At 61.3% G+C, this 26,128-nt stretch carries 24 protein-coding genes; 10 read left to right on the forward strand and 14 right to left on the reverse strand.

Going from position 1 to position 26,128, the window contains the following annotated elements:
* Window positions 1-191 precede the first annotated feature (191 nt).
* Entirely contained in the window at window positions 192-2,030 is a 1,839-nt protein-coding gene (locus tag N2600_RS11770; RefSeq protein WP_222385179.1) for an ABC transporter ATP-binding protein, read from the forward strand.
* A gap of 240 nt (window positions 2,031-2,270) precedes the next feature.
* On the opposite strand, the gene N2600_RS11775 is transcribed toward N2600_RS11770, so the two are convergent.
* Complete coding sequence (locus N2600_RS11775; RefSeq protein ID WP_260298783.1) at window positions 2,271-3,644, reverse strand: class II 3-deoxy-7-phosphoheptulonate synthase; 1,374 nt, start codon at window positions 3,642-3,644, stop codon at window positions 2,271-2,273.
* 219 nt (window positions 3,645-3,863) lie between these two features.
* Between N2600_RS11775 and N2600_RS11780 the strand changes: the two genes are divergently transcribed.
* Window positions 3,864-5,147 carry a TadE/TadG family type IV pilus assembly protein gene (locus N2600_RS11780; RefSeq protein ID WP_260298784.1) on the forward strand — a complete coding sequence of 428 codons (1,284 nt, stop codon included), beginning with the start codon at window positions 3,864-3,866 and terminating at the stop codon, window positions 5,145-5,147.
* A gap of 175 nt (window positions 5,148-5,322) precedes the next feature.
* Here the strand turns inward: N2600_RS11780 and gor are convergent, their stop codons facing one another.
* Window positions 5,323-6,708: a glutathione-disulfide reductase gene (gene gor, locus N2600_RS11785; protein ID WP_260298785.1), complete on the reverse strand. Its 1,386-nt coding sequence runs from the start codon at window positions 6,706-6,708 to the stop codon at window positions 5,323-5,325.
* 187 nt (window positions 6,709-6,895) lie between these two features.
* On the opposite strand from gor, the gene N2600_RS11790 reads away from it, so the two are divergent.
* A complete protein-coding gene (locus N2600_RS11790; RefSeq protein ID WP_026154177.1) occupies window positions 6,896-7,108 on the forward strand; it encodes a hypothetical protein in 213 nt (70 codons plus the stop codon).
* 170 nt (window positions 7,109-7,278) lie between these two features.
* Here the strand turns inward: N2600_RS11790 and N2600_RS11795 are convergent, their stop codons facing one another.
* The 3 genes from N2600_RS11795 to rpiA form a co-directional block, all read right to left on the reverse strand.
* The gene (locus tag N2600_RS11795) at window positions 7,279-7,563 is read right to left on the reverse strand and encodes an acylphosphatase (RefSeq protein WP_170255749.1); all 285 of its coding nucleotides are present in this window, start codon (window positions 7,561-7,563) and stop codon (window positions 7,279-7,281) included.
* 94 nt (window positions 7,564-7,657) lie between these two features.
* On the reverse strand, window positions 7,658-8,221 hold the full coding sequence (locus N2600_RS11800; RefSeq protein ID WP_260298786.1) for a DUF2059 domain-containing protein: 564 nt from the start codon (window positions 8,219-8,221) through the stop codon (window positions 7,658-7,660).
* Between the two features lie 15 nt (window positions 8,222-8,236).
* Window positions 8,237-8,935, reverse strand: a complete 699-nt coding sequence (gene rpiA / locus N2600_RS11805; RefSeq protein ID WP_017964560.1) for a ribose-5-phosphate isomerase RpiA — start codon at window positions 8,933-8,935, stop codon at window positions 8,237-8,239.
* Between the two features lie 245 nt (window positions 8,936-9,180).
* On the opposite strand from rpiA, the gene N2600_RS11810 reads away from it, so the two are divergent.
* A complete protein-coding gene (locus N2600_RS11810; RefSeq protein WP_260298787.1) occupies window positions 9,181-9,897 on the forward strand; it encodes an HAD family hydrolase in 717 nt (238 codons plus the stop codon).
* 308 nt (window positions 9,898-10,205) lie between these two features.
* Here N2600_RS11810 and N2600_RS11815 read toward each other — a convergent pair whose 3' ends face one another.
* Both N2600_RS11815 and N2600_RS11820 read right to left on the reverse strand, forming a co-directional pair.
* Complete coding sequence (locus N2600_RS11815) at window positions 10,206-12,119, reverse strand: L,D-transpeptidase family protein (protein WP_260298788.1); 1,914 nt, start codon at window positions 12,117-12,119, stop codon at window positions 10,206-10,208.
* A 74-nt stretch (window positions 12,120-12,193) separates the two neighbouring features.
* Window positions 12,194-12,460, reverse strand: coding sequence for a hypothetical protein (locus N2600_RS11820; protein ID WP_170281214.1), 267 nt, complete (start codon window positions 12,458-12,460; stop codon window positions 12,194-12,196).
* A 61-nt stretch (window positions 12,461-12,521) separates the two neighbouring features.
* On the opposite strand from N2600_RS11820, the gene fumC reads away from it, so the two are divergent.
* Window positions 12,522-13,922 carry a class II fumarate hydratase gene (fumC, locus tag N2600_RS11825; protein WP_260298789.1) on the forward strand — a complete coding sequence of 467 codons (1,401 nt, stop codon included), beginning with the start codon at window positions 12,522-12,524 and terminating at the stop codon, window positions 13,920-13,922.
* A gap of 318 nt (window positions 13,923-14,240) precedes the next feature.
* Here the strand turns inward: fumC and N2600_RS11830 are convergent, their stop codons facing one another.
* Complete coding sequence (locus tag N2600_RS11830; protein ID WP_064250759.1) at window positions 14,241-15,068, reverse strand: Ig-like domain-containing protein; 828 nt, start codon at window positions 15,066-15,068, stop codon at window positions 14,241-14,243.
* A 246-nt stretch (window positions 15,069-15,314) separates the two neighbouring features.
* Here N2600_RS11830 and N2600_RS11835 point away from each other — a divergent pair, with 246 nt between their 5' ends.
* Entirely contained in the window at window positions 15,315-16,922 is a 1,608-nt protein-coding gene (locus N2600_RS11835; RefSeq protein WP_260298790.1) for a fumarate hydratase, read from the forward strand.
* A 25-nt stretch (window positions 16,923-16,947) separates the two neighbouring features.
* Here the strand turns inward: N2600_RS11835 and N2600_RS11840 are convergent, their stop codons facing one another.
* Window positions 16,948-17,121, reverse strand: a complete 174-nt coding sequence (locus N2600_RS11840; RefSeq protein WP_260298791.1) for a hypothetical protein — start codon at window positions 17,119-17,121, stop codon at window positions 16,948-16,950.
* 348 nt (window positions 17,122-17,469) lie between these two features.
* Here N2600_RS11840 and N2600_RS11845 point away from each other — a divergent pair, with 348 nt between their 5' ends.
* Window positions 17,470-18,537 (forward strand): GGDEF domain-containing protein, encoded by a 1,068-nt coding sequence (locus N2600_RS11845; RefSeq protein WP_260298792.1) that lies wholly within the window; start codon window positions 17,470-17,472, stop codon window positions 18,535-18,537.
* Window positions 18,538-18,826: 289 nt separating this feature from the next.
* Here N2600_RS11845 and N2600_RS11850 read toward each other — a convergent pair whose 3' ends face one another.
* On the reverse strand, window positions 18,827-19,438 hold the full coding sequence (locus N2600_RS11850; RefSeq protein ID WP_260298793.1) for a pyridoxamine 5'-phosphate oxidase family protein: 612 nt from the start codon (window positions 19,436-19,438) through the stop codon (window positions 18,827-18,829).
* Between the two features lie 37 nt (window positions 19,439-19,475).
* Window positions 19,476-20,456 carry an alpha/beta hydrolase gene (locus tag N2600_RS11855; RefSeq protein ID WP_260298794.1) on the reverse strand — a complete coding sequence of 327 codons (981 nt, stop codon included), beginning with the start codon at window positions 20,454-20,456 and terminating at the stop codon, window positions 19,476-19,478.
* A gap of 47 nt (window positions 20,457-20,503) precedes the next feature.
* Here N2600_RS11855 and N2600_RS11860 point away from each other — a divergent pair, with 47 nt between their 5' ends.
* Complete coding sequence (locus tag N2600_RS11860) at window positions 20,504-20,971, forward strand: MarR family winged helix-turn-helix transcriptional regulator (protein WP_170261041.1); 468 nt, start codon at window positions 20,504-20,506, stop codon at window positions 20,969-20,971.
* A 3-nt stretch (window positions 20,972-20,974) separates the two neighbouring features.
* Here the strand turns inward: N2600_RS11860 and N2600_RS11865 are convergent, their stop codons facing one another.
* Both N2600_RS11865 and N2600_RS11870 read right to left on the reverse strand, forming a co-directional pair.
* Window positions 20,975-22,165: a low temperature requirement protein A gene (locus N2600_RS11865; RefSeq protein ID WP_222385191.1), complete on the reverse strand. Its 1,191-nt coding sequence runs from the start codon at window positions 22,163-22,165 to the stop codon at window positions 20,975-20,977.
* A 48-nt stretch (window positions 22,166-22,213) separates the two neighbouring features.
* Window positions 22,214-22,588, reverse strand: coding sequence for a gamma-butyrobetaine hydroxylase-like domain-containing protein (locus tag N2600_RS11870; RefSeq protein ID WP_222385192.1), 375 nt, complete (start codon window positions 22,586-22,588; stop codon window positions 22,214-22,216).
* A 136-nt stretch (window positions 22,589-22,724) separates the two neighbouring features.
* Between N2600_RS11870 and moaA the strand changes: the two genes are divergently transcribed.
* Both moaA and N2600_RS11880 read left to right on the forward strand, forming a co-directional pair.
* Window positions 22,725-23,771: a GTP 3',8-cyclase MoaA gene (gene moaA / locus N2600_RS11875; protein WP_260298795.1), complete on the forward strand. Its 1,047-nt coding sequence runs from the start codon at window positions 22,725-22,727 to the stop codon at window positions 23,769-23,771.
* A gap of 386 nt (window positions 23,772-24,157) precedes the next feature.
* Window positions 24,158-25,144: an IS110 family transposase gene (locus N2600_RS11880; RefSeq protein WP_260298796.1), complete on the forward strand. Its 987-nt coding sequence runs from the start codon at window positions 24,158-24,160 to the stop codon at window positions 25,142-25,144.
* An 87-nt stretch (window positions 25,145-25,231) separates the two neighbouring features.
* On the opposite strand, the gene N2600_RS11885 is transcribed toward N2600_RS11880, so the two are convergent.
* Window positions 25,232-26,017 carry a class I SAM-dependent methyltransferase gene (locus N2600_RS11885; RefSeq protein WP_260298797.1) on the reverse strand — a complete coding sequence of 262 codons (786 nt, stop codon included), beginning with the start codon at window positions 26,015-26,017 and terminating at the stop codon, window positions 25,232-25,234.
* Window positions 26,018-26,128: the final 111 nt, after the last annotated feature.

Consider the following 26,128-nt stretch of genomic DNA (forward strand, 5'->3'; position numbering starts at 1 on the left):
CATATTTGGCCGGAGCGATTACCCCTGTTGCTGGTCGACAACACCCGCAGGGCTCTTCGCATCACAGCATTGAATCGACCACCATTGTCGGCGATACTTATGGAGCAATTCATCCGACCCTCGGGAGACTGACATGAGAGCGATCCTGTCCGAACAGAAAGGAAACATCCCCCACAAGGACATTCAGCTTCATGAACATTTCGTTCTCTCGCGCGAGGAAAAGCTCGCGACCTCATAATCGCTTCCCGAAACTCTTCCGCGACGACGCGAATGCCGCAGACCGCAGGCGGCGCTGGTCGCGCATGCGCAAATTCCTCTCCTACTATCGCCCGCATCTGCCTTTGCTGCTGGCGGATCTGCTTTGTGCCATCCTCGTCGCTGGCACGGCGGTTGCCTTGCCGCTCTGCGCCAACATCGTCACGAGCCGTCTTCTCGCTCTGCCCGATGCGCCGCAGGCCTTCGCACAAATCCTTGCGATGGGCGGCATCATGTTGGCCGTTCTGGCGGTCCAGATCGTTGCCATCTTCTTCGTCGACTATCGCGGCCACGTGATGGGCGCCCGCATCGAGGCCACGGTGCGGCAGGAACTCTTCGAGCACTGCCAGAAGCTCTCGTTCAGCTTCTACGACCAGCAGCGCACCGGCCAGTTGATGAGCCGCATCACCAATGACAGCCTGTGGCTGGGCGAGCTCTTTCACCACGGCCCCGAGGATCTTTCCATTGCCGTGCTCAAATATGGTGGCGCCATGCTGGTGCTGTTCTTCATCGATCCGCCATTGGCGGCCCTGATCCTGTTGCTCACCCCGGTGGCGGTGGCCTATGCGCTCTATTTCAACCGGCGGATGAACCGCGCGCTCGAAGCCAGCAAACGGCAGGTCGCCGCCGTCAACGAGCGCGTCGAGGATGCTCTTTCGGGAATTCGCGTCGTCCAGTCCTTTGCCAACGAGGCGCTGGAGAAGGAACGTTTCGCCGAGCAGAACCGGCGCTTCCTGCAAAGCCGCGCCGAGGGCTATCGCAGCGAGGCCTGGTTTTCGGTCGGCACCGAAACTTTCGCCCAGCTCATCACCATAATCGTTATCGTCATCGGTGGCCTGCGCATCCTGACGGCGGAACTGACCGTCTCCGATATGCTGACCTTTCTGCTCTGTGTCGCCGTGCTGGTCGATCCGGTGCAGCGGCTCGCCAATTTCGTGCGCCTCTGGCAGGAGGGCTACACCGGTTTCATCAGGGCCATGGAGATCCTGGAGATCGCCCCCGATATCACGGACCGGCCGGCCGCCCGTCCGATGCCGGCGCCAACGGGCGAGATCCGTTTTTCCGACGTCGCCTTCGGCTACGAGGGCGATGGCCCGCGGGTGCTCGAGCAGCTATCGCTCACCATCGCCCCCGGGGAGTTCGTCGCCCTGGTCGGCCCCTCGGGGGTCGGCAAGAGCACGCTTTGTTCGCTGATACCGCGCTTCTACGATGTCGAGGCTGGCGCGATCCGTATCGATGGCACCGATATCCGCGACGTGACGCTGACTTCGCTCCGCCGCCATGTCGGCGTGGTGCAGCAGGATGTCTACCTCTTTGCCGGCACGGTGGCGGAAAACCTGCGCTACGGCCGGCCGGAGGCCAGCGATGCCGAACTGGAAGCGGCCGCGCGCGCGGCCAATGCGCACGACTTCATCATCGCCCTGCCTCAGGGCTATGACACCGATATCGGCCAGCGCGGCGTCAAGCTCTCGGGCGGTCAGCGACAGCGCCTCACCATTGCCCGTGCCTTCCTCAAGAATCCCCAGATTCTGATCTTCGACGAAGCGACCAGCGCGCTCGACAACGAAAGCGAACGGGCGGTGCAGCAGGCACTGCTCAGCCTGGCAAGCGGGCGAACCACCCTGGTCATCGCTCACCGCCTGTCGACCGTCCGCCACGCCGACCGCATCCTGGTCCTGACGGCTGATGGCATCGTCGAACAGGGCACCCATGACGAGCTGATGGCGCAAGACGGCGTCTACGCCAACCTGCACAGCGTCCAGGCGAGTATATGAGCGTCTGTGTCAGCCCCTCATCCGCCTGCCGGCACCGACCAGGGTCGAGCCACGGGTCTCGACCCGTCCTTCGGACCCCCGTAAACGGGCGAAGGGACATGCCGCACCCGCTTCCCCCAAACTCGACGCTGCGTTTGGCACGTCCCCTCGCCCCGTTTACGGGGAGAGGGCTAGAGGGGCAGCTATCAACAAAAAACCCGGCATCGCGCCGGGTTTTTTGTCATTCATTTCAGACTGATCTCAGCCGTTGGCGACCATGCGCTTTTCGTCGCGCCCGCCCTTCATGCGCTCGGCAAGCAGGAAGGCAAGCTCCAGCGCCTGGTCGGCGTTGAGGCGCGGATCGCAATGCGTGTGGTAGCGGTCCTGCAGGTCTTCTGCGGAGACCGCGCGGGCGCCGCCGGTGCACTCGGTCACGTCCTTGCCGGTCATCTCGATATGGATGCCGCCCGGATGCGAGCCTTCGGCGCGGTGGATCTGGAAGAAGCTTTCGACTTCCGACAGGATCCGCTCGAAGGGACGGGTCTTGTAGTTGTTGAGCGTGATCGTGTTGCCGTGCATCGGATCGCAGGACCAGACGACCTTGCGGCCCTCGCGCTCGACGGCGCGAATGAGCTTCGGCAGGCTGTCGGCGACCTTCTCATGGCCGAAGCGGCAGATCAACGTCAAGCGTCCGACCTCGTTGGCAGGATTCAGGATGTCGATCAGTTGCAGCAGGTCGTCGGCCTGCAGCGACGGGCCGCATTTCAGGCCGATCGGGTTCTTGATGCCGCGGCAATATTCGACATGCGCATGGTCCGCCTGGCGCGTGCGGTCGCCGATCCAGATCATGTGGCCGGACGTCGCATACCAGTCGCCCGAGGTGGAATCGACGCGGGTCAGCGCTTCTTCGTAGCCGAGCAGCAGCGCCTCGTGGCTGGTGAAGAAATCGGTCTCGCGCAGAGCCGGATGGTTTTCCGAGGTGATGCCGATCGCCTTCATGAAATCCATGGTTTCGCTGATGCGGTCGGCAAGCTTGCGGTAGCGCTCGCCCTGCGGGCTGTCCTTGACGAAGCCGAGCATCCACTGGTGCACGTTTTCGAGGTTGGCGTAACCGCCCATCGCAAAGGCGCGCAGCAAGTTCAGCGTCGCCGCCGACTGGCGATAAGCCATGGCCTGGCGCTCTGGGTTCGGAATGCGCGACTCCTCGGTGAATTCGATGCCGTTGATGATGTCACCGCGATAGGCCGGCAGCGTGACGTCGCCCTGCTTCTCGACATTCGACGAACGCGGCTTGGCGAACTGGCCGGCGATGCGGCCAACCTTGACAACCGGCAGTTGCGCGCCGAAGGTCAGCACGACCGCCATCTGCAGGAAAGCCCGGAAGAAATCGCGAATATTGTCGGCACCGTGCTCGGCGAAGCTCTCGGCACAGTCGCCGCCCTGCAGCAGGAAGCCGTTGCCTTCGGCGACATTGGCGAGATGCTTCTTCAGGCGGCGCGCTTCACCTGCAAAGACAAGTGGCGGATAGCTGGCGAGCGTGGCTTCCGTTGCCGCCAAAGCGGCCGCGTCGGGATAGTCGGGAACCTGCAGGATCGGTTTTTGCCGCCAGCTGCTCGGGGTCCAATTGTCTGCCATCTCACTCACCTGTTCTCACATCCATACCTCAGGATGCCCTCAATATGCGGCGGCTTATAGACCTTTAGATCCGGCTTGCAAAGACCAATCGCCGACAGTTGTCGCCTCACCGCCGCCGCTCGCCGCTGTCTGGTTAAACCCGCATATACCATGTCGATTTCCCCATATTTTAGACTTTCAATGTAGAACCGCAAAGAGTTTCAACATCGGGGACATGGCATGGCGATCCTTCCGCCCGGGTTCATATCGGACCGCTCGGGCAATTTTGGCATCATGACGGCGCTGCTGGTGGTGCCGCTCTTCGGCGCGGCCGGCATGGCCGTGGATTTCGCCCATGCGCTCAGCCTGAGGACACAGCTTTATACCGCCGCCGATGCCGCCGCCGTCGGTTCGATCGCCGAGAAATCCGGCGCGGTCGCGGCCGCCATGACCATGAGCGGCAACGGCACGATCTCGCTCGGCAAAGACGACGCCCGTAGCATTTTCATGTCTCAAATGTCCGGCGAGCTGACCGACGTTCATGTCGATCTCGGCATCGACGTCATCAAGACTGCCAACAAGCTGAACTCGCAGGTTTCCTTCAGCGCGACGGTGCCCACCACCTTCATGCGCATCCTCGGCCGGGACTCGATCACGATCTCGGGCGTTGCGACGGCTGAATATCAAACCGCCGCCTTCATGGATTTCTACATCCTGCTCGACAACACGCCTTCCATGGGCGTCGGCGCAACCGCGACCGATGTTTCCAAACTGCAGGCCAAAACAGGCTGCGCCTTCGCCTGCCATCAGATGGACCAGAGCACCAACAACTACACTATCGCCAAGAGCCTCGGCGTCGCCATGCGCATCGACGTCGTGCGCCAGGCAACTCAGGCGTTGACCGATACGGCCAAGACCGAACGCGTCAGCAGCGACCAGTTCCGCATGGGCGTCTATACTTTCGGCACCAAGGCCGAAGACGCTAAGCTGACGACGATCTCCAGCCCCACATCCGACCTGACGAAGGTGAAGAACTACACCGACGCCGTCGATCTGATGACCATTCCCTACCAGAACTACAACCAGGACCAGCTCACGAGCTTCGATAGCGCCCTGACCCAGATGAATACCATCATCGATCCGGCCGGTGACGGCACGTCGAATATCAGCCCCGAAGAGATCTTGTTCTTCGTTTCCGATGGCGTCGGCGACAGTTACAAGCCGTCGACATGCACCAAGAAGACGACCGGCGGCCGCTGTCAGGAACCGATCGACACCTCCTTCTGCAAGCCGTTGAAGGATCGCGGTGTCAAGATCGCCGTGCTCTACACCACCTACCTGCCGTTACCGAGCAACGATTGGTACAACAAATGGATCAGCCCCTTCCAGAGCGAGATTCCGACGAAGATGCAGGCATGCGCTTCGCCTGGCCTCTATTTCGAGGTGACGCCGACCCAAGGTATCGCCGATGCGATGAAGGCGCTTTTCCTGAAGGTCATCCGAGCGCCGCGCATCACCAGCTAGCGCATCGGCCCGAAAATCGAAATCGATTTTCGGGCCGATGCGTAGATTCAGAAAGTTAGAGCGTCCTTTGTACGTTCGAAAGGACGCACGGCGCACCTAATGCATGTCGCCGGAAGTGTGCTGCTGTTTCGGGTCAACGACATGCATAAAACAAAGAGCTAAAGCCCGCCGCGGGTCAAAGCCGCTTGCCGTCGCGGATCCGATAGCTCGGCGCATACATGGTCACGAGCTCTTCGGCGGCGGTCGGATGCAGCGCCATGGTACGGTCGAAATCGTCTTTAGTGCAGCCGGCCTTCAGCGTGATGCCGAGCAACTGCGCCATCTCGCCGGCGTCGTGGCCGAGGATATGGGCGCCCACCACCTTGCGGCTCGCCGCATCGACGATCAGCTTCATGATCATCCGCTCGGCCCGGCCGGAAAGCGTTGCCTTCAGCGGCCGGAACTGGGCGCGGTAAACCTCGAGCTCGCCGTAGCGTTTGCCCGCATCCTCTTCCGAGAGGCCGACAGTGCCGATCTCCGGCTGCGAGAAGACGGCGGTCGGGATCAGCTCGTAGTCCGGCCGGGTCGGATTGTTCTTGTATTCGGTCTCGATGAAGCACATCGCCTCGTGGATCGCCACTGGCGTCAGCTGTACCCGGTTGGTGACGTCGCCGAGCGCATAGATGTTTTCGACATTGGTGCGGGAATATTCATCGACAATAACGGCGCCGCGTTCGTTGACGGCGACGCCGGCCGCCTCGAGGCCGAGGCCTTCGGTGTTCGGATCGCGCCCGAGCGCCAGCATGACGACGCCGGCCTGCAGCGTGCCGTTGTTCAGCGTCTCCAGAATGAGCCCGTCCTCACCCTTCGAAACCTTCTGCAGCGTGTCGTGGCAGAGGATGCGGATGCCCTTGGCGACCATAGCCTCGTGCAGCCCGCGTCTCAGATCCTCGTCGAAGCGCGACAGGATCTCGGCGCCGCGATAGATCAGCGTCGTCTCGACGCCGAGGCCATGGAAAATATTGGCGAATTCGACGGCAATATAGCCGCCGCCGGCGATGACGATCGATTTCGGCAGCTCTTCGAGATGAAAGGCCTCATTGGAGGAGATGCAGAGTTCGTGACCGGGAAGGGCTGCATGCGGGTTCGGCCGTCCGCCGGTGGCGATCACGATCGTCTTGGCCGTCACCGTCTGTCCAGTCTTCAGCAGCCGGATCGTATGGGCATCGACGAGCTCTGCGCGCGTTTCCAGAATTTCGGCATTGGCGCCGGCGAGACCTTTCTTGTAGAGGCCTTCCAGACGGGCGATTTCAACATCCTTGGCTGCCACCAGCTTCTTCCAGTCGAAGCTGCTTTGGCCGACCGTCCAGCCGAAGCCCGCTGCATCCTCGAAATGCTCATGGAACTGCGAGGCGTAGACGAAGAGCTTCTTCGGCACGCAGCCACGGATCACGCAGGTGCCGCCGTAGCGGTATTCTTCGGCGATCGCCACCTTCTTGCCGAGCGAGGCGGCGACACGCGCGCCGCGCACGCCTCCGGAGCCGCCGCCGATGACGAAGAGGTCGTAGTCGTAGGAAGACATGAGGAGCTCCGGAAGGGAATCGTAGGAAGGATGTCCCTGATATAGGGGCGATCATCACGAAAACAAAAGCCCGCTCCTGCGTCATCCCGTTCCCATCGCCGAATCTTCGTTGTAAACGGCTGCGATTGACCGGTCGCCGAAGGCTGGCAGGCAATCCATGGGATGGAAAAGAATGCCGGAGCAAAAAATGGATCAAACTCTCTTCGCCAACCTGTGCAGGGCTGGCAAATTCAAGGAAGCGCTTGGCCTTGCCATTCAGGGCCATGAGGACGAAAAATACACGCCGAGCCGTTTCTCGATCGACAAGAAGACGAGACTGCCGATCTTCTACCGCGGCAACAAGCGCGTGGAGCCGGATGAGGAGGGTGTGTGGCAACTTGCAAAGAACCCGAACGCCTAGGGACTGAGTTCCGGCGCACATCCGATGCCAATTGCAGATGCCTAGATCGGGATGATTTTAGGCCCCATCGGCCTGAAATCTGAATCCTGATCTACATCAAAGAAGTAGAGCACGATGTCGTCCGAAAACCGCACACACTTTTCGGCATCATGCTCTAGCGATTGTTGCTGTCAGCGGGTAATGCGGAAATCCGTCGGGATCTTTTCAAGCTGGGCTGCTCCCGTCTCGACGCCCGAAACCGACGCCCCCGAAGGCCCGCGCCTGAAACGCTCGATCATCGTCGAGATGGCGCTGTCGGATCCTGCGATCACAGCGACGACAGCGCCGTCCTCTTCATTGCGAACCCAGCCGGTCAAACCGAGCCGTACCGCCTCATCGCGTGTCCAATAGCGAAAACCGACACCCTGGACCTTGCCGGATATTCGCACTCGGACGGCCTTATCATGATCGGACATCTGCAATCACCTGAAACATCGCCGGCAGCATTTGCCGCATCATAGCAAAAAAGCCCGGACGATGCCGGGCTTTCGCAAATTTGATGGGCAAGCCTTACTGCTGGGCAGCCGGTGCGGGAGCCGGAGCGGCGGGGCTGTCGGTTGCCGGCGGCGGCGCCTTGATGACCTTGGAAAGCTCGGCGTTGCTCTGCTTTTCCAGGTCGCGGGAAATGCCCTGCGCCCAGATGTCGGCAGCCTTCGCCGTCTCGCGCGAAGCGACCGGACCGTCGCGCAGCAGCTTCTTGCCGACGTCGGAATTATAGAAGTCAGCGATCGCCTTCAGCTCATCGATGGTGAAGGTCTTGGCATAGGTGAGTGCAGCCTCCTTCTCCAGATCGCCGCGGCGCGGCGCCAGCGCCAGCGCCTGCGCGTCGACCGTCGACGAAATGATGTCCTGGTAATTCGGCGAATCCTGGATAAGGCCGGCCTTCAGGCGCTCGGCGAGACCGGGCAGGATATTGTCGAATTGGGCAGTGGCGCCAATGGCGTCGATCGCCGCGCGAGACGCCTTCAACTGCTCCTCGGAGACTTCCTGCGCCTTAACGGCGGAGCCGAAGGCAAGCCCGGAAAGAACGACGGTCGCAGCGGCGAGACGGCCAAGACCTGCAATGTTCATCATGAGTATATGCTCCTGTTATCTGTTTGCCTGCAGTGTACGCACACCCGCAGGACCGGCAATGATCGCAAGTGCCGCCATATTGATAAAGAGCCCGTGTTCGACGACGCCGGGTATGGAATTCAGCTCGCTCGAAAGCGCCTCTGCATCAGGAATGCGGCCAAAAGATGCATCGATGATGTGATGGCCGCCATCCGTGGTAAACTCTCCGTCACCCGACTGGCGCAGATTAAGTTCACCCGAGAGACCGAGCCGGGCCGAGACCTTTTCGATCGCGATGCGCGTCGAGACGAGCCCGAACGGATTGACCTCGATCGGCAGCGCGAAGGCGCCGAGCATTTCCACAAGCTTGCTCTCGTCGGCAATGACGATCATCCGCTCGGAGGCGGCTGCGACTATCTTTTCGCGCAGCAGCGCACCGCCGCCGCCCTTGATCAGCCTGAGCCCCGTATCGACCTCGTCGGCACCATCGATCGTCAGGTCGAGCGCCGGCAGCTCGTCGAGCGACTTCAGCGGCACGCCGAGTTCGACGCAGAGTCGCGCGGTTCGTTCGGACGTCGGGACGCCTTCGACCCTGAAGCCGCCCGCGACCTTCTCCGCCAGCAGGCGAACGAATTCTTCCGCCGTGCTGCCGGTGCCGATTCCGAGACGCATCCCGCTTTCGACATGGGCGAGTGCGGCCTCGGCGGCCTTGATCTTCATTTCGCGGGCATCCATGCGCCGCCAGCTCCTGATATTGCGTTGGATGTGCTGTTTACACGGCTCGCCTGGCAAACGAAAGTCAAAATCATCACGGAAAATGAAAAGCCGAAACAGAGGCCTGCGGCCTTCCCAGCCATCGCCGGACGTTGCTTTCCGCCGCGCGATCGCCTACCCAGGGACGATCCATCGTTCCCCAGGGACGATCCATTGTTCCCCAGGACGATCCATCGCTCCTCAAGCCGACCATCGCTCAAAGAGACATGCCCTTGACCCCTGCCCCCGCTCCCCCAGCGCTTGTCGTCTTCGATCTCGACGGCACCCTCCTCGATACCCATGTGGACCTGGTCGAGAGCCTGAACCATACGATCTCGGCCCTTGATCTCGAACCGGTCAGCTACGACGACCTCACCCATCTCGTCGGCCAGGGCGCGCGCGTGATGATAGAGCGCGCCTGCCGGCTGCGCGGCCATCCGCTTGAAGGCGACGCCCTGTCGGCACTGATGGAGCGCTTCATCGCCCATTATGCCGGCAACATGCCCGGCCGCACCGAGCCCTATCCGGGCCTAGTCGCCGCGATGGACCGGCTGAAATCAAAGGGTTACCGCCTCGCCGTCTGCACCAACAAGATGGAGAGCCTGGCGCTCGGCCTGCTCGAAAAGCTCGACCTCACCCAATATTTCGACGCGATATCAGGCGGCGACACCTTTCCCGTGCGCAAGCCCGACGCCTGCCACCTCACTGGCACCATCGAACGCGCCGGTGGCGACATCGCGCGCACGGTGATGATTGGCGACAGCATCAACGACATCGCCGTGGCCAAGAATGCCGGCGTGCCCTCGATTGCCGTGCCGTTCGGTTATTCCGACGTGCCGGTTTCGAGCCTCGATCCGGATGTTATCATCACCCATTTCGATGAGCTGACATCGGAACTGGTGGAAAGGCTGTTACGGGAATACGCCGAGAAGGTTGCCGTCTGAGGCCTAGCCGTTCCTTACTTTCTGCTGGCTTACAGTGTGGCACCCTCTGCCCTGCCGGGCATCTCCCCCACAGGTGGGGAGATTTGATGGGCGCGCCGGCTTCTCCAAACAATCATCGTCGCAACCGGCGAAGCGGAAGACGGGCCGGAGGTCGGGCCGCTTGCCGATCTCCCCCCTTGTGGGGGAGATGCCCGGCAGGGCAGAGGGGGGTGCCACGGTACGCCCTCTCTACTTTGTTTCTGTGCTCGCGGCCAAAAAACAAAACGAGCGGCCCGAAGACCGCCCGCAAAATTCCATAGAAACTAGCGTCAGATCTGCGCCCCACGCGCCTTCGTCGTCGCGTCGAAGGCCTTGTCGACATAAGCGTCGCGGCCGTAGACGTCGTCGAAATATTCCACGACGCCGTCCTTATTCGGCCAAGCCGTGAAGTAGGAGACGTAGACCGGGATCTTCTGCGGCACGCGCACCGCATGGTTCTGCCCGCTGGCGATCTGCTTGGCGACATCGTCGACCGTCGTGCTGAGCACCGCAGCCGCCATCGCACGCGGATCGGCAAGGCGCACGCAACCGTGGCTCAGCGCCCGCATGTCGCGCTTGAAGAAGCTCTTCGACGGCGTGTCGTGCATGTAGATCGCGTGGCTGTTCGGGAACAGGATCTTGAGTTCGCCGAGCGCATTGTCGCTGCTCGGCGGCTGGCGCACCGAGACGTTATCGGTCGAGCCGTACCAGTCGACGCTTGAAGAGGCGACGGCATGGCCGTTCACCTCGACTTCATAACCGAGTTGGTCGAGATAGTTCGGATCCGAGCGCAGCTTCGGCAGCATCTCGTTGATGATGATCGACTGCGGCACGCCCCAGAAAGGGTTGAATTCCACCGTCTCGATCTCGTCGTCGAAGAAATAGGTCTGGTTGTTCTTGCCGCCGACCACCACGCGCATCGACAGCTGTTCCTTGCCGTCATTGTGGTAGTAGACCATGTAGGCGGGCTGGTTGATCATAACGTAGCGGGAACCAAGATCTTCCGGCAGCCAGCGCGCCTGCTCCATAGCGACGACGAGCTTGTCGATTTTCGACGCATTGGTGTCGCCGCCGGTCATGGCGCGCACGGTCGCCTGGCCGATAACGCCATCGGGCTTCAGCCCGCGCTCCTTCTGGAAGTCCTCGACCAGCGAAACGATATCAGGCGAATAGTCGCTGCTGCCTGCGTAAGCAGCAAGCGTTGCCGCATGATCGGTCCTCAACGTTTCGGAGCCGTGCTTGCCGATCGCCTTGACGATATTGGCAATCTCGGGCGAGCTGTCGCCAGGCCTCAGCAAATTGTCGAGCGAAACGACGATTCGCTCCTCATTGCCGCCATCGACGGCGCGAAGCTTTGCAAGCTCCGCCCTGAGCGCCAGGAACTGCGGGCTATCAGGCGAGCGACTGGCGATGTAGGCACCGACATCGGGGCTCATGCGGGCAAGCTTCAGCACCGGGGCCAGATTGACCACCTTGCGCTGGAAGTCGTGATAGCCGGAGATCTTGTTCGGATCGATGCGGCCGCGCACCGTATCCTGCACAAAGGCAAGCACTTTGGCGGAGAGTTCGAGTTCGAACTGTGTCAGCGCCCGGTCGCGGAAGGCGGGATCGGGATTGGCCGGGTCGATATCAGGAGCCTGGACGGCGTAATCTTCTGGGTCGAGGCCGACGACGGCCGCATCGGCAAGAACTGACATCGCCGACTTGGCGCGGTCGTTGATCCGGTTGCCCTCGACCCAGACGAGCGGATTGCGGCTGTCGCCGTAATAGGCTTCGAGCGCCTTTGCGACGTCGGCATTGGCGCGCACCTTGGCCTGCGCCAGGAAACGGCGCTGTACGGCGGGTTCGGCGCTGGAATCGCCGCTGCCCGAAACATCGGCGACTGCGCCGGTGACGACGGGATCGGCGAACTTGCCCGTATCGACGAACTGCAGCGTCTCGGTTTTGTAGGTATAATAACGCGGACCGCTCACCTTCGGCAGCGGCGCCTCAGGGTCGAGCCCGCCGAGCGATCCGCCGATGCCGCCGCGCTGGCCTACACGGCCGGGCGGCATTTGGTCCATGAAGATGGTGCTCTGGGTCCGCTGCCTGTCGCCGCGCAGCATATCCATCAGTGTGTAAGCATGCGCGGGAGCGGCGCTCATCACAGCCATGCCGCAGGAAATTGTCAACGCGGATACCGCGCTTTTAAAAACGAAGGTCATATATATTCCAGTCCCGGTGTCATGCTGTTCTCAGCTCAAATCCCGCGAAACTCAAGCAACGTCCGGCTCATTGATCAGAAACCGGCCTGCGCCGCCAGCGCCGGCGGACTCAATTCTATGTGACGGAGATCCTGCACAGCGCCGCGCAGCAGTTCACACAAAATAATGAAATTATTAGTTAATTTTTTACCGAATTTATCCCGGCAGACCAGTGCAGCGAAAACGCCGCGGCGCATAAAATATCCAAAGTGGCCGAAAAAGCACGCCGCCAGGCCAGGGCAAACATGACTTCCGCTTTCAATATTTTGCACGACGTGCAGTTTTCTTACCGGGCTTTCCAACCTATAAGACCTCATCTTTCGGAAATGCCCGAAAACAGCAGCCAAAGGGAAGGCAAGGCCGATGACCGCAACCCGCACTGAAACCGATACTTTTGGCCCGATCGACGTCGCGGCCGACCGATATTGGGGCGCCCAGGCCGAGCGTTCGCTCGGCAATTTCAAGATTGGCTGGGAAAAGCAGCCGCTGTCGATCGTGCGTGCGCTCGGCATCGTCAAACAGGCAGCCGCCCGCGCCAACGTGTCGCTCGGCCAACTCGATCCTGCCCTCGGCAAAGCGATCGGCGACGCCGCCCAGGAGGTGATCGACGGCAAGCTGAACGACCACTTTCCGCTGGTCGTCTGGCAGACCGGTTCGGGCACACAGTCCAATATGAATGCCAACGAAGTAATCTCCAATCGTGCAATAGAAATGCTTGGCGGCGTCATGGGTTCCAAGAAGCCGGTGCATCCGAACGACCACGTCAATATGAGCCAGTCGTCCAACGACACCTATCCGACGGCCATGCACATCGCCTGCGCCGAGCAGATCGCCCATCACCTGCTGCCAGCCCTGAAGCACCTGCATGCCGCCCTCGACATGAAGGTCACCGAGTTCAGCCACATCATCAAGATCGGCCGCACCCACACCCAGGATGCGACGCCGTTGACGCTCGGCCAGGAATTTTCGGGATATGCCGCTCAGGTCGGCTCCGCCATCAAGCGCATCGAAATGACCCTGCCCGACCTCTGCGAACTCGCCCAAGGCGGCACTGCCGTTGGCACCGGCCTCAACGCGCCGGTCGGTTTTGCCGAAAAGGTCGCCGAAGAGATCGCTGCCATCACAGGCATGCCCTTTGTCACCGCGCCGAACAAGTTCGAGGCGCTCGCCTCGCATGACAGCATGGTCTTTTCCCATGGCGCCATCAATGCGGCTGCTGCCGCCCTCTTCAAGATCGCCAACGATATCCGCCTGCTCGGTTCCGGCCCGCGCGCCGGCCTCGGCGAGCTGGCCTTGCCGGAAAACGAGCCCGGCTCCTCGATCATGCCCGGCAAGGTCAATCCGACCCAGTGTGAGGCGCTGACGCAGGTCTGCATCCATATCTTCGGCAACAACGCGGCGCTGACCTTCGCTGACAGCCAGGGCCATTTCGAGCTCAACGTCTACAATCCGATGATGGCCTATAATTTCCTGCAGTCGGTGCAGTTGCTCGCCGACGCCGCCGTCTCCTTCACCGACAATTGCGTGGTCGGCATCGAGGCACGCGAAGAGAATATCAAGGCCGGCCTCGAACGCTCGCTGATGCTGGTGACCGCACTTGCCCCGAAGATCGGCTACGACGCAGCCGCCAAGATCGCCAAGACAGCGCACAAGAACGGCACGACGCTGAAGGAAGAAGCCCTCGCCAGCGGCCTGGTGACGTCGGAAGAGTATGACGCGATCGTGCGTCCTGAAACGATGATCGGGCCTAAGCAGGATGGTTGAGGTGGTCTGCTGCCTCCCATCTCGCTCCCTCTTCTCCCCAGCGGGGAGAAGGTGCCGGCAGGCGGATGCAAGGGGGCCGCACGGCACACCGTTCATTGCCCTTCGCTTGCGCTCCGAGCATTCGCGGCTCTGCCGCTCACCCCCTCATCGCCTCGCTAGCGCTCCGGCACTTCTCCCCGCTGGGGAGAAGAGACGTGTAGCAACGCCGTGCCCTATCTCCTCAGCCGGAGCAAGATATATCGGACCGAGTTGCTGTCCTGCCAACGCAGAAAAAACCCACATCCGTCTGCCGGCAACCCTCGCCATACCCGGCAAGCGTCAGACCAACAGCGAAAAATTATCCATCACCACCGAGTTGCCCATGAAATCAAACCGGATTTCATCGATGTCTTCGATGCTGACCTCGAGATTGGGGTCGGTGATCTCGAGTTCATGCTGATAGACGATCAAGCCGTCGTTCAGGGCAGTCAGCGTGAGGTGAAACGGCGATGCCGACAATTCGGCGATTGAAACGCCCTGAAAAGTGAAGTCCCCGCCATCGACCAATTTCAAGGTTACGGGCGCCGAGCCTGGGGAGAGAACGGTATCGCTGAAACCGTCTTCGGTGATAGCGTCGACGCCTGGGATAGTGTCATAGACATACCCGTTCAGAAGCGTGAACTCGTGACTGCCGTTCACCGAGAGCGCAAAGCCCCGATAGTCAGGGAGGGAGAAATTATCTGCCCTCGATGTGACGCCAAGATCATCGAAGTCAAGGACTTCGTGGTATTTGTCCTCTTCGTTGACGCCGTCGATCGCCTGGGTGAAAACGCCGACATCCGTCCCGCCTGCGCCATCGGAGATCTTGTAGCTGATCTTTTCGATCAGCTGTTCGTGCGCCCGCAGGTTCTTCACCACGTCGAGCGTGTAATCCAGCTCGTAGGTAAAATGACCGTCGGGCCGCACGGTGAAGGTGCCGTAGTCCCCTCTTATGATCGTTTCCTGCGTCAAACCGTGTTTCGCATCGACCCGGACACCGTCGAAAGAGCGAAGATAAAGGGTCGCCCCCTCAGGATCGCTATCGTTGGACAGCAGATTCCCGCTGATCGGGTCATGCTCGAAGGAAATGAAGAGGTCGTCGTTAGCAGTTGGCTTTGCATTCGTCATCGGAAGCTCCAGCAAGTTAACGCCGCTGGGACTATGAACGGGCATTGAACCGAAGGCAACTTGGCGTCGTCGTTTTCGAGGCTATCGCCGATTTCGACGCTTCGTCTTATCAACCGCACGCAATGCACCGGCTACGCAAGTACGACGCGGCCGTGGCCGAACTCCGGCCCATCCCGATTGCATTTGCCGGGCAGCGGATTTAGACCGGTTCCAATCTAGCGACGCCCCACCAGAAAGGTCACTTCGATGGCTGACGATCTCTTCCCCCTCGGCAAGGATGCCACCCCCTATCGCAAGATCAGTGGCGACCATGTCTCAGTCGATACGTTCAAGGGCCAGGAGATCCTGACCGTCGAGCCGGAAGGCATCCGCCTGCTTGCCGAAACCGCCTTTGCCGATATCAACCATCTGCTGCGCCCCGGCCATCTGAAGCAGCTTGCCTCGATCCTCGACGACCCCGAGGCCACGGACAATGACCGTTTCGTCGCGTACGATCTCCTGAAGAACGCCAATATCGCCGCCGGCGGCGTGCTGCCCATGTGCCAGGATACCGGCACGGCGATCATCATGGGCAAGAAGGGCCGCAGGGTGTGGACCGAAGGCGAGGATACGGCAGCGCTCGCCCGCGGCGTCATGGATGCCTATGAGAAGAAGAACCTGCGTTACTCGCAGCTCGCGCCGGTCAAAATGTTCGAGGAGAAGAATACCAGGAACAATCTGCCGGCCCAGATCGACATCTACGAGGAAGGCACCGACGCCTATGAATTCCTCTTCGTCGCCAAGGGCGGCGGCTCGGCCAACAAGACCTTTCTCTACCAGGGCACGCCCTCGCTCTTGACGCACGATCGCATGATCGACTTCCTCAAGGAGAAGATCCTGACGTTAGGGACGGCAGCCTGTCCTCCCTATCATCTCGCGATCGTCATCGGCGGCACCTCGGCCGAGATGAACCTGAAAACGGTCAAGCTCGCCTCCACCCGCTATCTCGACGAGCTGCCGACCGAAGGGTCCGAGAGCGGCCACGCCTTCCGCGATATCGAGATGGAGAAGGAAATCCACCGACTGACGCAGCAAATGGGCGTCGGCGCCCAGTTCGGCGGCAAGTATTTCTGCCATGATGTGCGCGTCATCCGCCTGCCCCGCCACGGCGCCTCGCTGCCGATCGGTCTCGGCGTCTCCTGTTCCGCCGATCGCCAAGCCAAGGGCCGCATCACCCGCGATGGCATCTTCATCGAGCAGCTCGAAACCGATCCGTCGAAATACATGCCTGAGATCGACGAGGCCAAACTGTCGGAATCGACAGTGCGCATCGATCTCAACCGGCCGATGGCCGACGTGCTTGCCGAACTCTCCAGGCATCCCGTCAAGACGCGGCTGTCCTTGACCGGCACCATCATCGTTGCCCGCGACCTCGCTCATGCCAAGATCCGCGAGCGGCTGGAAAAGGGCGAAGGCATGCCGGATTACCTGAAGAACCACCCGGTCTATTATGCCGGTCCTGCCAAGACGCCTGCCGGTTACGCCTCCGGTTCCTTCGGCCCGACGACGGCCGGGCGCATGGACAGCTACGTCGACCAGTTCCAGTCCTTCGGCGGCTCGATGGTTATGCTCGCCAAGGGCAACCGTTCGCGCGCCGTGCGCGAGGCCTGCAAGAAACATGGCGGCTTCTATCTCGGCTCGATCGGCGGCCCCGCCGCCCGTCTTGCCCAGGACTGTATCCGCAAGGTCGAAGTCTTCGAATATCCCGAGCTAGGCATGGAAGCCGTCTGGAAGATCGACGTCGAAGACTTCCCTGCCTTCATCGTCATCGACGACAAGGGCAATGATTTTTTCCAGGAGCTAAATTTGGGGTGAGTGGCGGGCTGCCTTGCCGCCTGCTTTACCGAGCCGACGCCTTATCCGACGCGCTTGTGTTCTGCGCGTCATCGACCCTTGCCAGGATATCCGCGCGGAAAGCCTCGGCGGAGAAGCCGGTGTGCTCCAGAAGCAAGGCCCCAGCGGCGAAAACGGTAAGGGCGAGGATGGTGAAAGAAATAGAGCGCGACGTTTCCATCATCTCCCGCCCTGGTTTGCGAGCTGCGATCGCGTCCGCTGCCCAGGAAATATCATTGCGAAATATCGGCGCTGCAATACGAAACGACCAAAACCAGCTGTCGACAAGATGAATACGCTCTCCGGCACAGAAGAACTGTAAGTTTTTCAGACACCGCTCCCGCCCAGCGAGTATGCACTGTCTCACTAAAAATACGTTTTTCCGTGGAGAATCATAGGCCTGATCGAAGTATTGCCCTATGCGGCATTTATCGTATGTAATCTTTGGTATATATCGCTTTAATCTTTTCCCAAGAAATTTAAGCTAACAAATAGAATATTGCCTTTGAATACATGAGGAGTTCGCCGGATGAATACGGCTGTCGCGCCCAAGGTGCAAATTCCCGACGTTGCGGGTCAGATCACCTATGCCATGCGCTCCATGGGCGTTGCGCCGATACCGCGCAATTACGAACTCTTCTACGAGGCCTATATCGGCTCCAATCCAGCTCTCACCCGCGAGCTCGCGGCCCTCGGGGGCCAGGTGACTCAGGCCGAACTCGATGCTCTCGGCGCGCAGTACTTCACCCACAGCCCGGCCCGCGTCTTCGACGATGCCCATACGCGCATATCAGGCGAACTCGACGGCCTGCTGCGGATCCTGAGGCAGGAGCAGAGCTCGCTCGAAAGCTATACCAGGCTGCTCGGCGAGACGCACAAGCGCATCACCTCCAAGAGCAATGCCAGCGTCGAACTGATCGAAAACGCCATCGATCTCCTGAGCCAGGCGACCGGTGACACCATGGCGCATGGCGAACGTACCGTTGAGGACGTCGTCCAGCGCTCGCACGAGATGGATCAAGTCCGCAAGGAACTCGACGAATACAAGCGCATCGCCAACACCGACTCGCTGACGCGGCTTTCCAACCGCCGCGCCTTCGACGACCGCCTCGCCGCCATCTTCGACAATTCGAGCATGCGACCAGTGACGGCGCTGCTGCTCTGCGACATCGACAATTTCAAGAAGATCAACGACACCTACGGGCATCCCGTCGGCGACAAGGTGCTCGCCACCGTCGCCTCCGTGATCCGCAGCAATGTCCGCCGCGACGTCTTCGTCGCCCGCACCGGCGGCGAGGAATTCGCCCTCATTGTCGATGGCAATACGCCCGAGGAAGTCACCGCGATCGCCGAGCGCATTCGTCGCACACTGGAGACGACGCCCTTCAAGAATTCCCGCACGCGGGTGAATTACGGTCCGGTCACCGTCTCGATCGGCATCTGCATGGCCTCCAATGCCGATGATGCCGGCGAACTCTACAGCAAGACCGACATCGCGCTCTACGGCGCCAAGAATGCCGGCCGCAACTGCACCATCCTCTATCAGGATGGCATGCAAAAGGATTTCACCAAGAGCTGGCTGATCTACAAGACCTGAAATCAGTCGCCGTGCGTGCCTTGACCGATCCACAACGGATGAGAATGGCGCAAGGCGGCGCCATGTCTCTCTTCTCCCCAGCGGGGAGAAGGTGCCGGCAGGCGGATGAGGGGGCTGAGCGACGACAGGAGCGAATGCACTGAGCGTAAGCGAAGGGTAACAATGGATGGAGTGCCGTGCGCCCCCCTCATCCGACCCTTCGGGCCACCTTCTCCCCGAGGGGAGAAGAGGGAGCAAGCTGCAACGCCAGCAGAAGGTTTAGCCGACACTCGCTTCTCAGTGCCACACCCTACCACATCGTCTTTGCCGCCCGCCCCGGCCATTCCCGGTCGTAGGTTTCCTGGTCGAAATCGCCGGCCGCGGCCTTCAGCATCTGCCCGGGCGTCGGCAGCTTCGCTGGATCGGCGAAGTGCTCTCCATTCCAGAGCTCGGCCCGCATCACAGCGCGCGCGCATTGGAAATAGACCTCGTCGATCGAAATCACGACCACGGTGCGCGGATGTTTGCCGTCCATCTCGAAACTTGAAAGCAGCGCATCATCATCGGAGACGACGCCGCGGCCGTTGATGCGCATCGTCGTGTTCGAGCCGGGGATCAGGAACATCAGCGCCAGTCTCGGATCGCGCACAATGTTGGAGAGCGAATCGACCCGGTTGTTGCCGCGCCAATCCGGCAAATGCAGCGTCTCGTCGTCGGCGACGCGCACAACGCCGCCAAGATCGCCGCGCGGCGAACAATCGAGCCCTTCCGGCCCGACGGTCGCAAGCGCCGCGAACGGCGAGATTGCGATCATCTCCCGATAGAGCGGGGTCAATTGCTTCGTCACCTTGGTGACGGAGGCCGGCGAAAGTCCGGCGCCATAGATCGTATTGAGCTCTTCGATGCTGCTGATGATTTTCATGAGGCGTCCCGCCGCGGCTTGATCTTCGCGACGGACGCTACAATGCTGCGCGCCTTGCCGGAAGCTCAAAAAACGGAATGATCTCCGCATCATTTTTGATGTTTTCATCAGGCGCTTCACCAGCTTCCCGATTGCCGTCGAGAAACGCCGCGATCGCGGCAAGAACCGGCGCGGCGCCGACGATGCGCCGGTGGCCGAAGCCGTTCGCCCAGAACAGCCGAACGCCCCTTCCCGCCGCGCCATAGCGCCTGGCATGGAGAGGCGACACCTCCTTGTCGTCCTCGGCATGGATGACGAGCACCGGGCGGCCGATCTCGCCCGCCGCTTCGCCGGCGTCGAAGTCTTCAAGCCTCCGTCCGGTGACTCGGTGGACCTCGTTCTCCAGTGCCGCTTGCGCCGCAGAGCGAAGACCGACCATCCGGCCGAAGTCGGTAAACAGCCAGCCCATCTCGCTCGGCGCACCGATCAGCACCAGGCGCTCACCGCTGACAGGCGCCACGCGAGGCAGCAGCTCCGCTGCCGAGACCATGAGCGCCGCGCCGCCGAAGGAATGACCGATCGTCGCATCGAAGGCGCCGAAGCGCTCCTCGGCCGCCGCGATCGTCTCGACCGCGAGCCCCATATGCAGGAAGCGCCCGCCGGAACGGCCGTGGCCGGGAAAATCGAGTGCCACGACCTCCGCGCCCGTTGCCGCAAGCATCGAGACGAGTTCGGCCATATATGCCGCGCTCGATCCCCAGCCATGGGTCACCAGATAGCGCTGGCGCTTGCCTCTCGCTCCGCCGTTCAGCCGGTAGGCATGCGCTTGGCGCCCGCCGGCAAGCCTGAGGGTGAAGCATTCGGCGCCGGCAAGCCGGGCCGCACCCGCCGCATGCGCTGCCTTCGCCTTTGCTCCCTTCGGCTTTGCCGATGGCGTCCGGCAAAACAGCTGGAACGCCGCTCTGCCTGCCAGATCGGGCGAAATCGCCTGCAGAGCCGAAAACCCGAGGCGGGTGACGTCAAGCGCAAAGTTTGCCATAGTGGGATTCCAAAAGACTGTTCAACACTGAACAATAAAGTACAACGATGAACAAAAATCAATCCCTTCCCTGGGATCATCCGCGTTTTCGCAGCTGGATCGCGGTGGCTCGCGCCTGCCAGCTGATGCAACAATCTCTTGCCCGCTCGCTTGCCGATCTCGACATCAAGCCGCCGCACCTCGATATCCTTGTCAATCTCTATCGTTTCGAGGGCATCTCCCAGCAGGAGCTGGCGCGCAAGCTGCTGGTCGGCCGCTCCAATATGAGCATGCTGCTGCCGCAGATGGAGAAGCGCGGTCTGATCCTCCGCCGCGATGACGAGCGCGACAAGCGCGTGCTGCGCCTCTATTTGACGCCGGACGGTCGAAAGCTGAGTGAAGAAGCCATGGCAATCCAGACCGGCCTCATCGACCGCGTTCTGTCGGACGAGCCGATAGAGCAATGCACGGCGACCGCCGATTCGATGGAGCGGATCATCACCATGCTGCTGAAAGATCTGCGTGACGAGGACTGATGTTCAATGCAGCGTCGGCGCCGCCGCCGTACCGGTCAGCGAGCGATATTCCCAAGCGGCGACGATAATCAGCACGAGCGTCGCCAGAATGCCCATCAGATAAACCTCGATGAAAGGTGCGGCGAAGGCGAGCAGGATCAGAAGGACCAGGCCGGCAAGATGCGATAGCGGCAGCTGGCCGCTGGTCGCGCCCTTGAACCAGAGATTGCCGATCAGGAACAGGCCGGAGCCGCCGAGCACGGCCGCGGCGATACCGAGATTGCCGGTCTCGTGCGGATGCGAGAACATGAACTCGACCGCCACTGCATGGACGATAATGCCGGCAAGGATCGGGATATGGCCATAGGTGAAGGCCAGACGCGCCAAGCTGCCCGGCGTCTCTTCATGCTCGATGCGGTGGGCGGCGCGCCCGTGGCCGAAGCGGAAATAGAGCCACCACATGGCGACCGTGCCGACGAAGCCGGTGACGAAGACGACGCTGGTCAGCCCGGAGAACGGCAGCTCCGAAAAGGTTCGGCCGGAAACGAGGATCGCTTCGCCGAGGCAGATGATGACAAAGAGCGCGCAGCGTTCGGCCATATGCGCGCCGGAAACGTCCCAGTCCCGCGCCGTCGAGCGCCCGAGCCCGGGCACGGCAAAGCCCGCGGCCGGCCCGGCATATTCGATCGCCAGCGCAATCACCCAGGCGATCAGCCGGGCTTCATGCTCGAGCAGCCCGCCAGCAATCCAGAAGACCCCGGCAACCACGAGCCAGGTGCTGATGCGGACGAAATTCAGCGTGTTGGGGCGGTCGACGCGCGTCATCGCATAGGTCGTAAACAGCGAGCGCCCGACCTGCATCGCCACATAGGCGCCGGCAAATAGCAACCCCTTGTCGCCGAAGGCCTCGGGGATGGAGGCAGACAGCAGCAGCCCGAGCATCATCAGCGCCACCAGCATGCCGCGCACCGGCATTTTGTCCGGATCGAGCCAGTTCGTCACCCAGGCGGTGAAGATCCACACCCACCAGACGGCGAAGGTCATCAGCGCCGCTTCGGCGGCACCGAGCGGCGTGTAGTGGGCGGCGAGCGCATGCGAGAGCTGCGAGATCGAAAAGACGAAGACCAGGTCGAAGAACAGTTCGAGAAAGGTCACCTTGCTGCCGCTGGCGCTGCCCTTGGCGCGCAGCCAGTTCTTTCCGTTCGTCTTCGCCATATGGCCCCCGATGGCTGGATTATGCGTGGATTGAAAGTGTAGCGGCGCTCAGCGCGGCTTTTCCGCCGTATCGCGGTTCATGCCCTTTTCGCGGAGCTCATCCTCATAGGCGGAAAATAGCTCAGCACCCCGTTCACCGAGTTCGCGCAGATAGTTCCAGGTGTAGATGCCGGTATCGTGCATGTCGTCGAAGCCGATGCGGACCGCGTAATTGCCGGTCGGCATCATCGAGATGATCGCGACATTGCGTTTGCCCGGCACCGTCACCTTCTGTCCTGGCCCGTGGCCCTGCACCTCGGCCGAGGGCGACAGAACGCGCAAGAGCTCAGCCGACAGGTCGAAGCTCTGACCGTCATCGAAGGTTACCACCAGCCGCTGCCTGTCTTTCGAGACGCGAAGTTCGGTCGGCCAGATATCGCTCATCATTTTGTCCTCTTCTCATGCGAGGAGTAGGCGCTGATCTTTTTCGGCGCAAGCTGAAATTGGTATGCTCGCGCGGGCTGTTTCCCTTGACGCGACAATAGCATATGTCCACATTGATGGGAGTACGGAGATACAGGTGAACACCAGAGTTGGAACGATAGGCAATGCATCGCCGCTGGTGGCAGGTGCGCACCCGATGATCGACCCCTTCGGGCGGGCGGTCACCTATCTCCGTGTCTCCGTCACCGACCGCTGCGATTTCCGCTGCACCTATTGCATGGCTGAGAATATGACCTTCCTGCCGAAGAAGGATCTCTTGACGCTGGAAGAGCTCGACCGGCTCTGTTCCGCCTTCATCGCCAAGGGTGTCAGCAAGATCAGGCTGACCGGCGGCGAGCCGCTGGTGCGCAAGAACATCATGTATCTGGTTCGCCAGCTCGGCCAGAAGATCGGTGCCGGCCTCGACGAATTGACGCTGACCACCAACGGCTCACAGCTTTCGCGCCATGCCGAGGAGCTCTATGATTGCGGCGTGCGCCGGATCAACGTCTCGCTGGATACGCTCGACCCCGACAAGTTCCGCAAGATCACCCGTTGGGGTGATTTCGCCAAGGTCATGGAAGGCATCGACGCGGCTCAGAAAGCCGGGCTGAAGATCAAGCTCAACGCCGTGGCGCTGAAGGATTTCAACGATGCCGAGATGTCGGAGCTTCTGCGCTTCGCCCATGGCCGCGGCATGGATTTGACCGTCATCGAAACCATGCCGATGGGCGAAATCGAAGAAGACCGCACCGACCAGTACCTGCCGCTTTCAAAGCTGCGCGCTAATCTCGAAGAGCAGTTCACGTTTGCGGACATCGATTACCAGACCGGCGGCCCGGCCCGTTACGTCAGGGTCGAAGAAACCGGCGGCCGCCTCGGCTTCATCACCCCGATGACCCATAATTTCTGCGAAAGCTGCAACCGCGTCCGCCTCACCTGCACCGGCACGCTCTATATGTGCCTCGGCCAGAACGACGCCGCCGATCTCCGCGCCGCACTCCGCGCCACCGAAGACGACGCCCTCCTCCACGCCGCCATCGACGAGGCCATCACCCGCAAACCCAAAGGCCACGACTTCATCATCGACCGCACACACAATCGCCCGGCGGTGGCCAGGCATATGAGTGTCACCGGAGGGTGAGAAGCGGTCCCGCAAAGCGGGAGCAATCGATCCAGTGAATCGATTGCAGCGCCGAACGCCCAGAGCCATGCGAAGGGCCGGGGTACGGTGCGGCTTGCTCCCTATTCTCCCAGCGGGGAGAAGATGCCCTTTAGGGCAGATGAAGGGGGTGAGCGGCGAAGCCGCGAATGCGCTGAGCGCAAGCGAAGGGCAATCAACGCTGTGCCGAGTGGCCCCCTTGCATGTTCAAACTGCATCCGTTGATGATGGGTGCGACCCCTGGGGGATGGCCATCCCCCAGGGGTCGGACGGGCGGGACCGTAACCCCCTTGGCGTGAACCGGGGATGAGCCTGGTCCGCCCGTCCTTCGCGTTTGTCCTGAACAGATAGTGGGGAGCAGGTCCCGTATGCAAGGCAAGGTATCGTCCGAACGCACCGCGATGGCGACAGTTTATGTCGGCATCGATGTCTGTAAAGAGTGGCTGGACATTCATCTGCATCCTCTCGGCCGCAGTTTTCGGGTGACCAACGACACGGCCGGCCTGCGCCGCCTCAAGCGGGAGCTCGATGCGCTTGACCAGATGCCGCGCTCGGCGCTGCGTATCGTCATGGAAGCGACCGGCAAGTGGCATCGCGCCGTCCAGCGCTCGCTGCATGCCGATGGCTTTTACGTGTCGGTCGTCGATCCGCTGCGCGCCCGGCTGTTTGCCAAAGCCTGCGGCTTTCTCGCCAAGACCGATCGGCTCGATGCGCGGTTTCTGGCCATCATGGGAGAAGCCCTCAAGCCCGCACAGACCCCACCGCCGGACCAAGCGCTGGAAACCCTGCAGGAACTGGTCAATGCCCGATCTGCCGCCAATGGCGAACGCACCGCCCTGTCCAACCGGATGAAGACGGCCGTGACCGCTTTCCTGCGCAAGGAACTGACGCGCCGGCTTGCCGCGCTCGACACCCATATCGCAAGACTGGACGCCGAGATCGAGCGCAGCATCTGCGCCGATCTCGAGATGCGCCGCCGCCTCGACATCCTCATCTCCATTCCTGGCATCGGAGCCGTCACCGCCGCAAGCCTGATCGCTGGCCTTTGCGAACTTGGCGCCTGCTCCGGCAAGCAGGCCGCCATGCTGACCGGCCTTGCGCCGATTGCCTGCGAAAGTGGCGAGCGGGCCGGACATCGCTCCATCAGGGGCGGACGCCCAGCACCCAGGAACGCCATCTACATGGCCGCCCTGTCCGCCTCTCGTCACAACCCGGACCTCGCACGCTTCGCCGCAAGGCTGAAGAAAGTCGGAAAACCCAATAAGGTCGTCCTCGTCGCCGTCATGAGAAAGCTCATCGTCCTGGCAAACACCCTCATCACCAAAAACCGCATCTGGACACCAAATCCACCTTGACACCAAACACAGATGCTCATCCGACCCTGCGGGCCACCTTCTCCCCGCTGGGGAGAAGAGGGAGCACGCCTCGCCCTTCAGCGCCAATCACCAAGGCTTACGCGCACAAATCGCAAACCGGTCCTGCACCATGCGCTCCAGCCCGCGCAGGAACGGCATCTTGCGCGCCTGCGCCCAATGGATGTCGGCGAGTTTGCGGTCGATGACGATATCCGTAAAACCGGCTTGGCGCAAAAGATCGACGACTGCTTCGGCCGCCATCTGGCTGGAGAAATGCACGCGTGAGCGGATCTTCTGGTGCCGCGCCATCATCTCCGGCGACATGTGGCTCGCCGGCGGTTTGCCGGTCACCTTCGTCCAGAGCTTCTGCAGGCCCTTGACCCAGGTTTCCTTACCCATATTGCCGTCGAGGATCAGCACCTTGCCGCCCGGCTTCAATACCGAGAACCATTCCTTGAAGGCTGAAGCCGGGTCCACCAGCGTCCACACGAGATGGCGGTTGGTGATCACGTCGTAGCTGTCCTTGGGCTCCATGGTGTTTTCGGCGTCGCCGGCGACGAAGCGGATATCGGTGCCGCGCTTCTTCGCCTTGGCGCGTGCCTGCGCCAGCATCGCATCCGACCAGTCGAGGCCGGTGACCGCAAAGCCGGCACCATGCATCAGATGTGAGATGACGGCGGTGCCGCAAGCGAGATCGAGGGCAGCGCGCCCTTGGCCCTCGCCCAGATGTTTTCGGATCAGCCGCTGCCAACCCTTCCGCTCCGCTTCCGAAAAGATTTCATGGCCGACGCTCTGGTCGAAGGTTGCCGCCCGTTCCGACCAAAAGTCGCGGATTTCGTCGCGGATGGAGTAGTTCGTGTTCATCGAATTCATCTGAGGCACCCCGGCATCGGATCAGTTTGGAAATGCTCTAAAACATATAACTTGATTCACAAAGTCATATTTCTTATGCCTGCGGACATTATTCAGACGTCAGGGGAATTT

It is taken from the genome of Rhizobium sp. WSM1274, assembly GCF_025200775.1.
Classification (GTDB): Bacteria; Pseudomonadota; Alphaproteobacteria; order Rhizobiales; family Rhizobiaceae; genus Rhizobium; species Rhizobium leguminosarum_I.

Excerpts from the sequence above, each read along its gene's own strand:
- N2600_RS11770 (WP_222385179.1), top strand. The coding sequence starts at position 192 with ATGAACATTTCGTTCTCTCGCGCGAGGAAAAGCTCGCGACCTCATAAT.
- N2600_RS11775 (WP_260298783.1), bottom strand. The coding sequence starts at position 3,644 with ATGGCAGACAATTGGACCCCGAGCAGCTGGCGGCAAAAACCGATCCTG.
- N2600_RS11780 (WP_260298784.1), top strand. The coding sequence starts at position 3,864 with ATGGCGATCCTTCCGCCCGGGTTCATATCGGACCGCTCGGGCAATTTT.
- gor (WP_260298785.1), bottom strand. The coding sequence starts at position 6,708 with ATGTCTTCCTACGACTACGACCTCTTCGTCATCGGCGGCGGCTCCGGA.
- N2600_RS11790 (WP_026154177.1), top strand. The coding sequence starts at position 6,896 with ATGGATCAAACTCTCTTCGCCAACCTGTGCAGGGCTGGCAAATTCAAG.
- N2600_RS11795 (WP_170255749.1), bottom strand. The coding sequence starts at position 7,563 with ATGTCCGATCATGATAAGGCCGTCCGAGTGCGAATATCCGGCAAGGTC.
- N2600_RS11800 (WP_260298786.1), bottom strand. The coding sequence starts at position 8,221 with ATGATGAACATTGCAGGTCTTGGCCGTCTCGCCGCTGCGACCGTCGTT.
- rpiA (WP_017964560.1), bottom strand. The coding sequence starts at position 8,935 with ATGGATGCCCGCGAAATGAAGATCAAGGCCGCCGAGGCCGCACTCGCC.
- N2600_RS11810 (WP_260298787.1), top strand. The coding sequence starts at position 9,181 with ATGCCCTTGACCCCTGCCCCCGCTCCCCCAGCGCTTGTCGTCTTCGAT.
- N2600_RS11815 (WP_260298788.1), bottom strand. The coding sequence starts at position 12,119 with ATGACCTTCGTTTTTAAAAGCGCGGTATCCGCGTTGACAATTTCCTGC.
- fumC (WP_260298789.1), top strand. The coding sequence starts at position 12,522 with ATGACCGCAACCCGCACTGAAACCGATACTTTTGGCCCGATCGACGTC.
- N2600_RS11830 (WP_064250759.1), bottom strand. The coding sequence starts at position 15,068 with ATGACGAATGCAAAGCCAACTGCTAACGACGACCTCTTCATTTCCTTC.
- N2600_RS11835 (WP_260298790.1), top strand. The coding sequence starts at position 15,315 with ATGGCTGACGATCTCTTCCCCCTCGGCAAGGATGCCACCCCCTATCGC.
- N2600_RS11840 (WP_260298791.1), bottom strand. The coding sequence starts at position 17,121 with ATGGAAACGTCGCGCTCTATTTCTTTCACCATCCTCGCCCTTACCGTT.
- N2600_RS11845 (WP_260298792.1), top strand. The coding sequence starts at position 17,470 with ATGAATACGGCTGTCGCGCCCAAGGTGCAAATTCCCGACGTTGCGGGT.
- N2600_RS11850 (WP_260298793.1), bottom strand. The coding sequence starts at position 19,438 with ATGAAAATCATCAGCAGCATCGAAGAGCTCAATACGATCTATGGCGCC.
- N2600_RS11855 (WP_260298794.1), bottom strand. The coding sequence starts at position 20,456 with ATGGCAAACTTTGCGCTTGACGTCACCCGCCTCGGGTTTTCGGCTCTG.
- N2600_RS11860 (WP_170261041.1), top strand. The coding sequence starts at position 20,504 with ATGAACAAAAATCAATCCCTTCCCTGGGATCATCCGCGTTTTCGCAGC.
- N2600_RS11865 (WP_222385191.1), bottom strand. The coding sequence starts at position 22,165 with ATGGCGAAGACGAACGGAAAGAACTGGCTGCGCGCCAAGGGCAGCGCC.
- N2600_RS11870 (WP_222385192.1), bottom strand. The coding sequence starts at position 22,588 with ATGAGCGATATCTGGCCGACCGAACTTCGCGTCTCGAAAGACAGGCAG.
- N2600_RS11880 (WP_260298796.1), top strand. The coding sequence starts at position 24,158 with ATGCAAGGCAAGGTATCGTCCGAACGCACCGCGATGGCGACAGTTTAT.
- N2600_RS11885 (WP_260298797.1), bottom strand. The coding sequence starts at position 26,017 with ATGAATTCGATGAACACGAACTACTCCATCCGCGACGAAATCCGCGAC.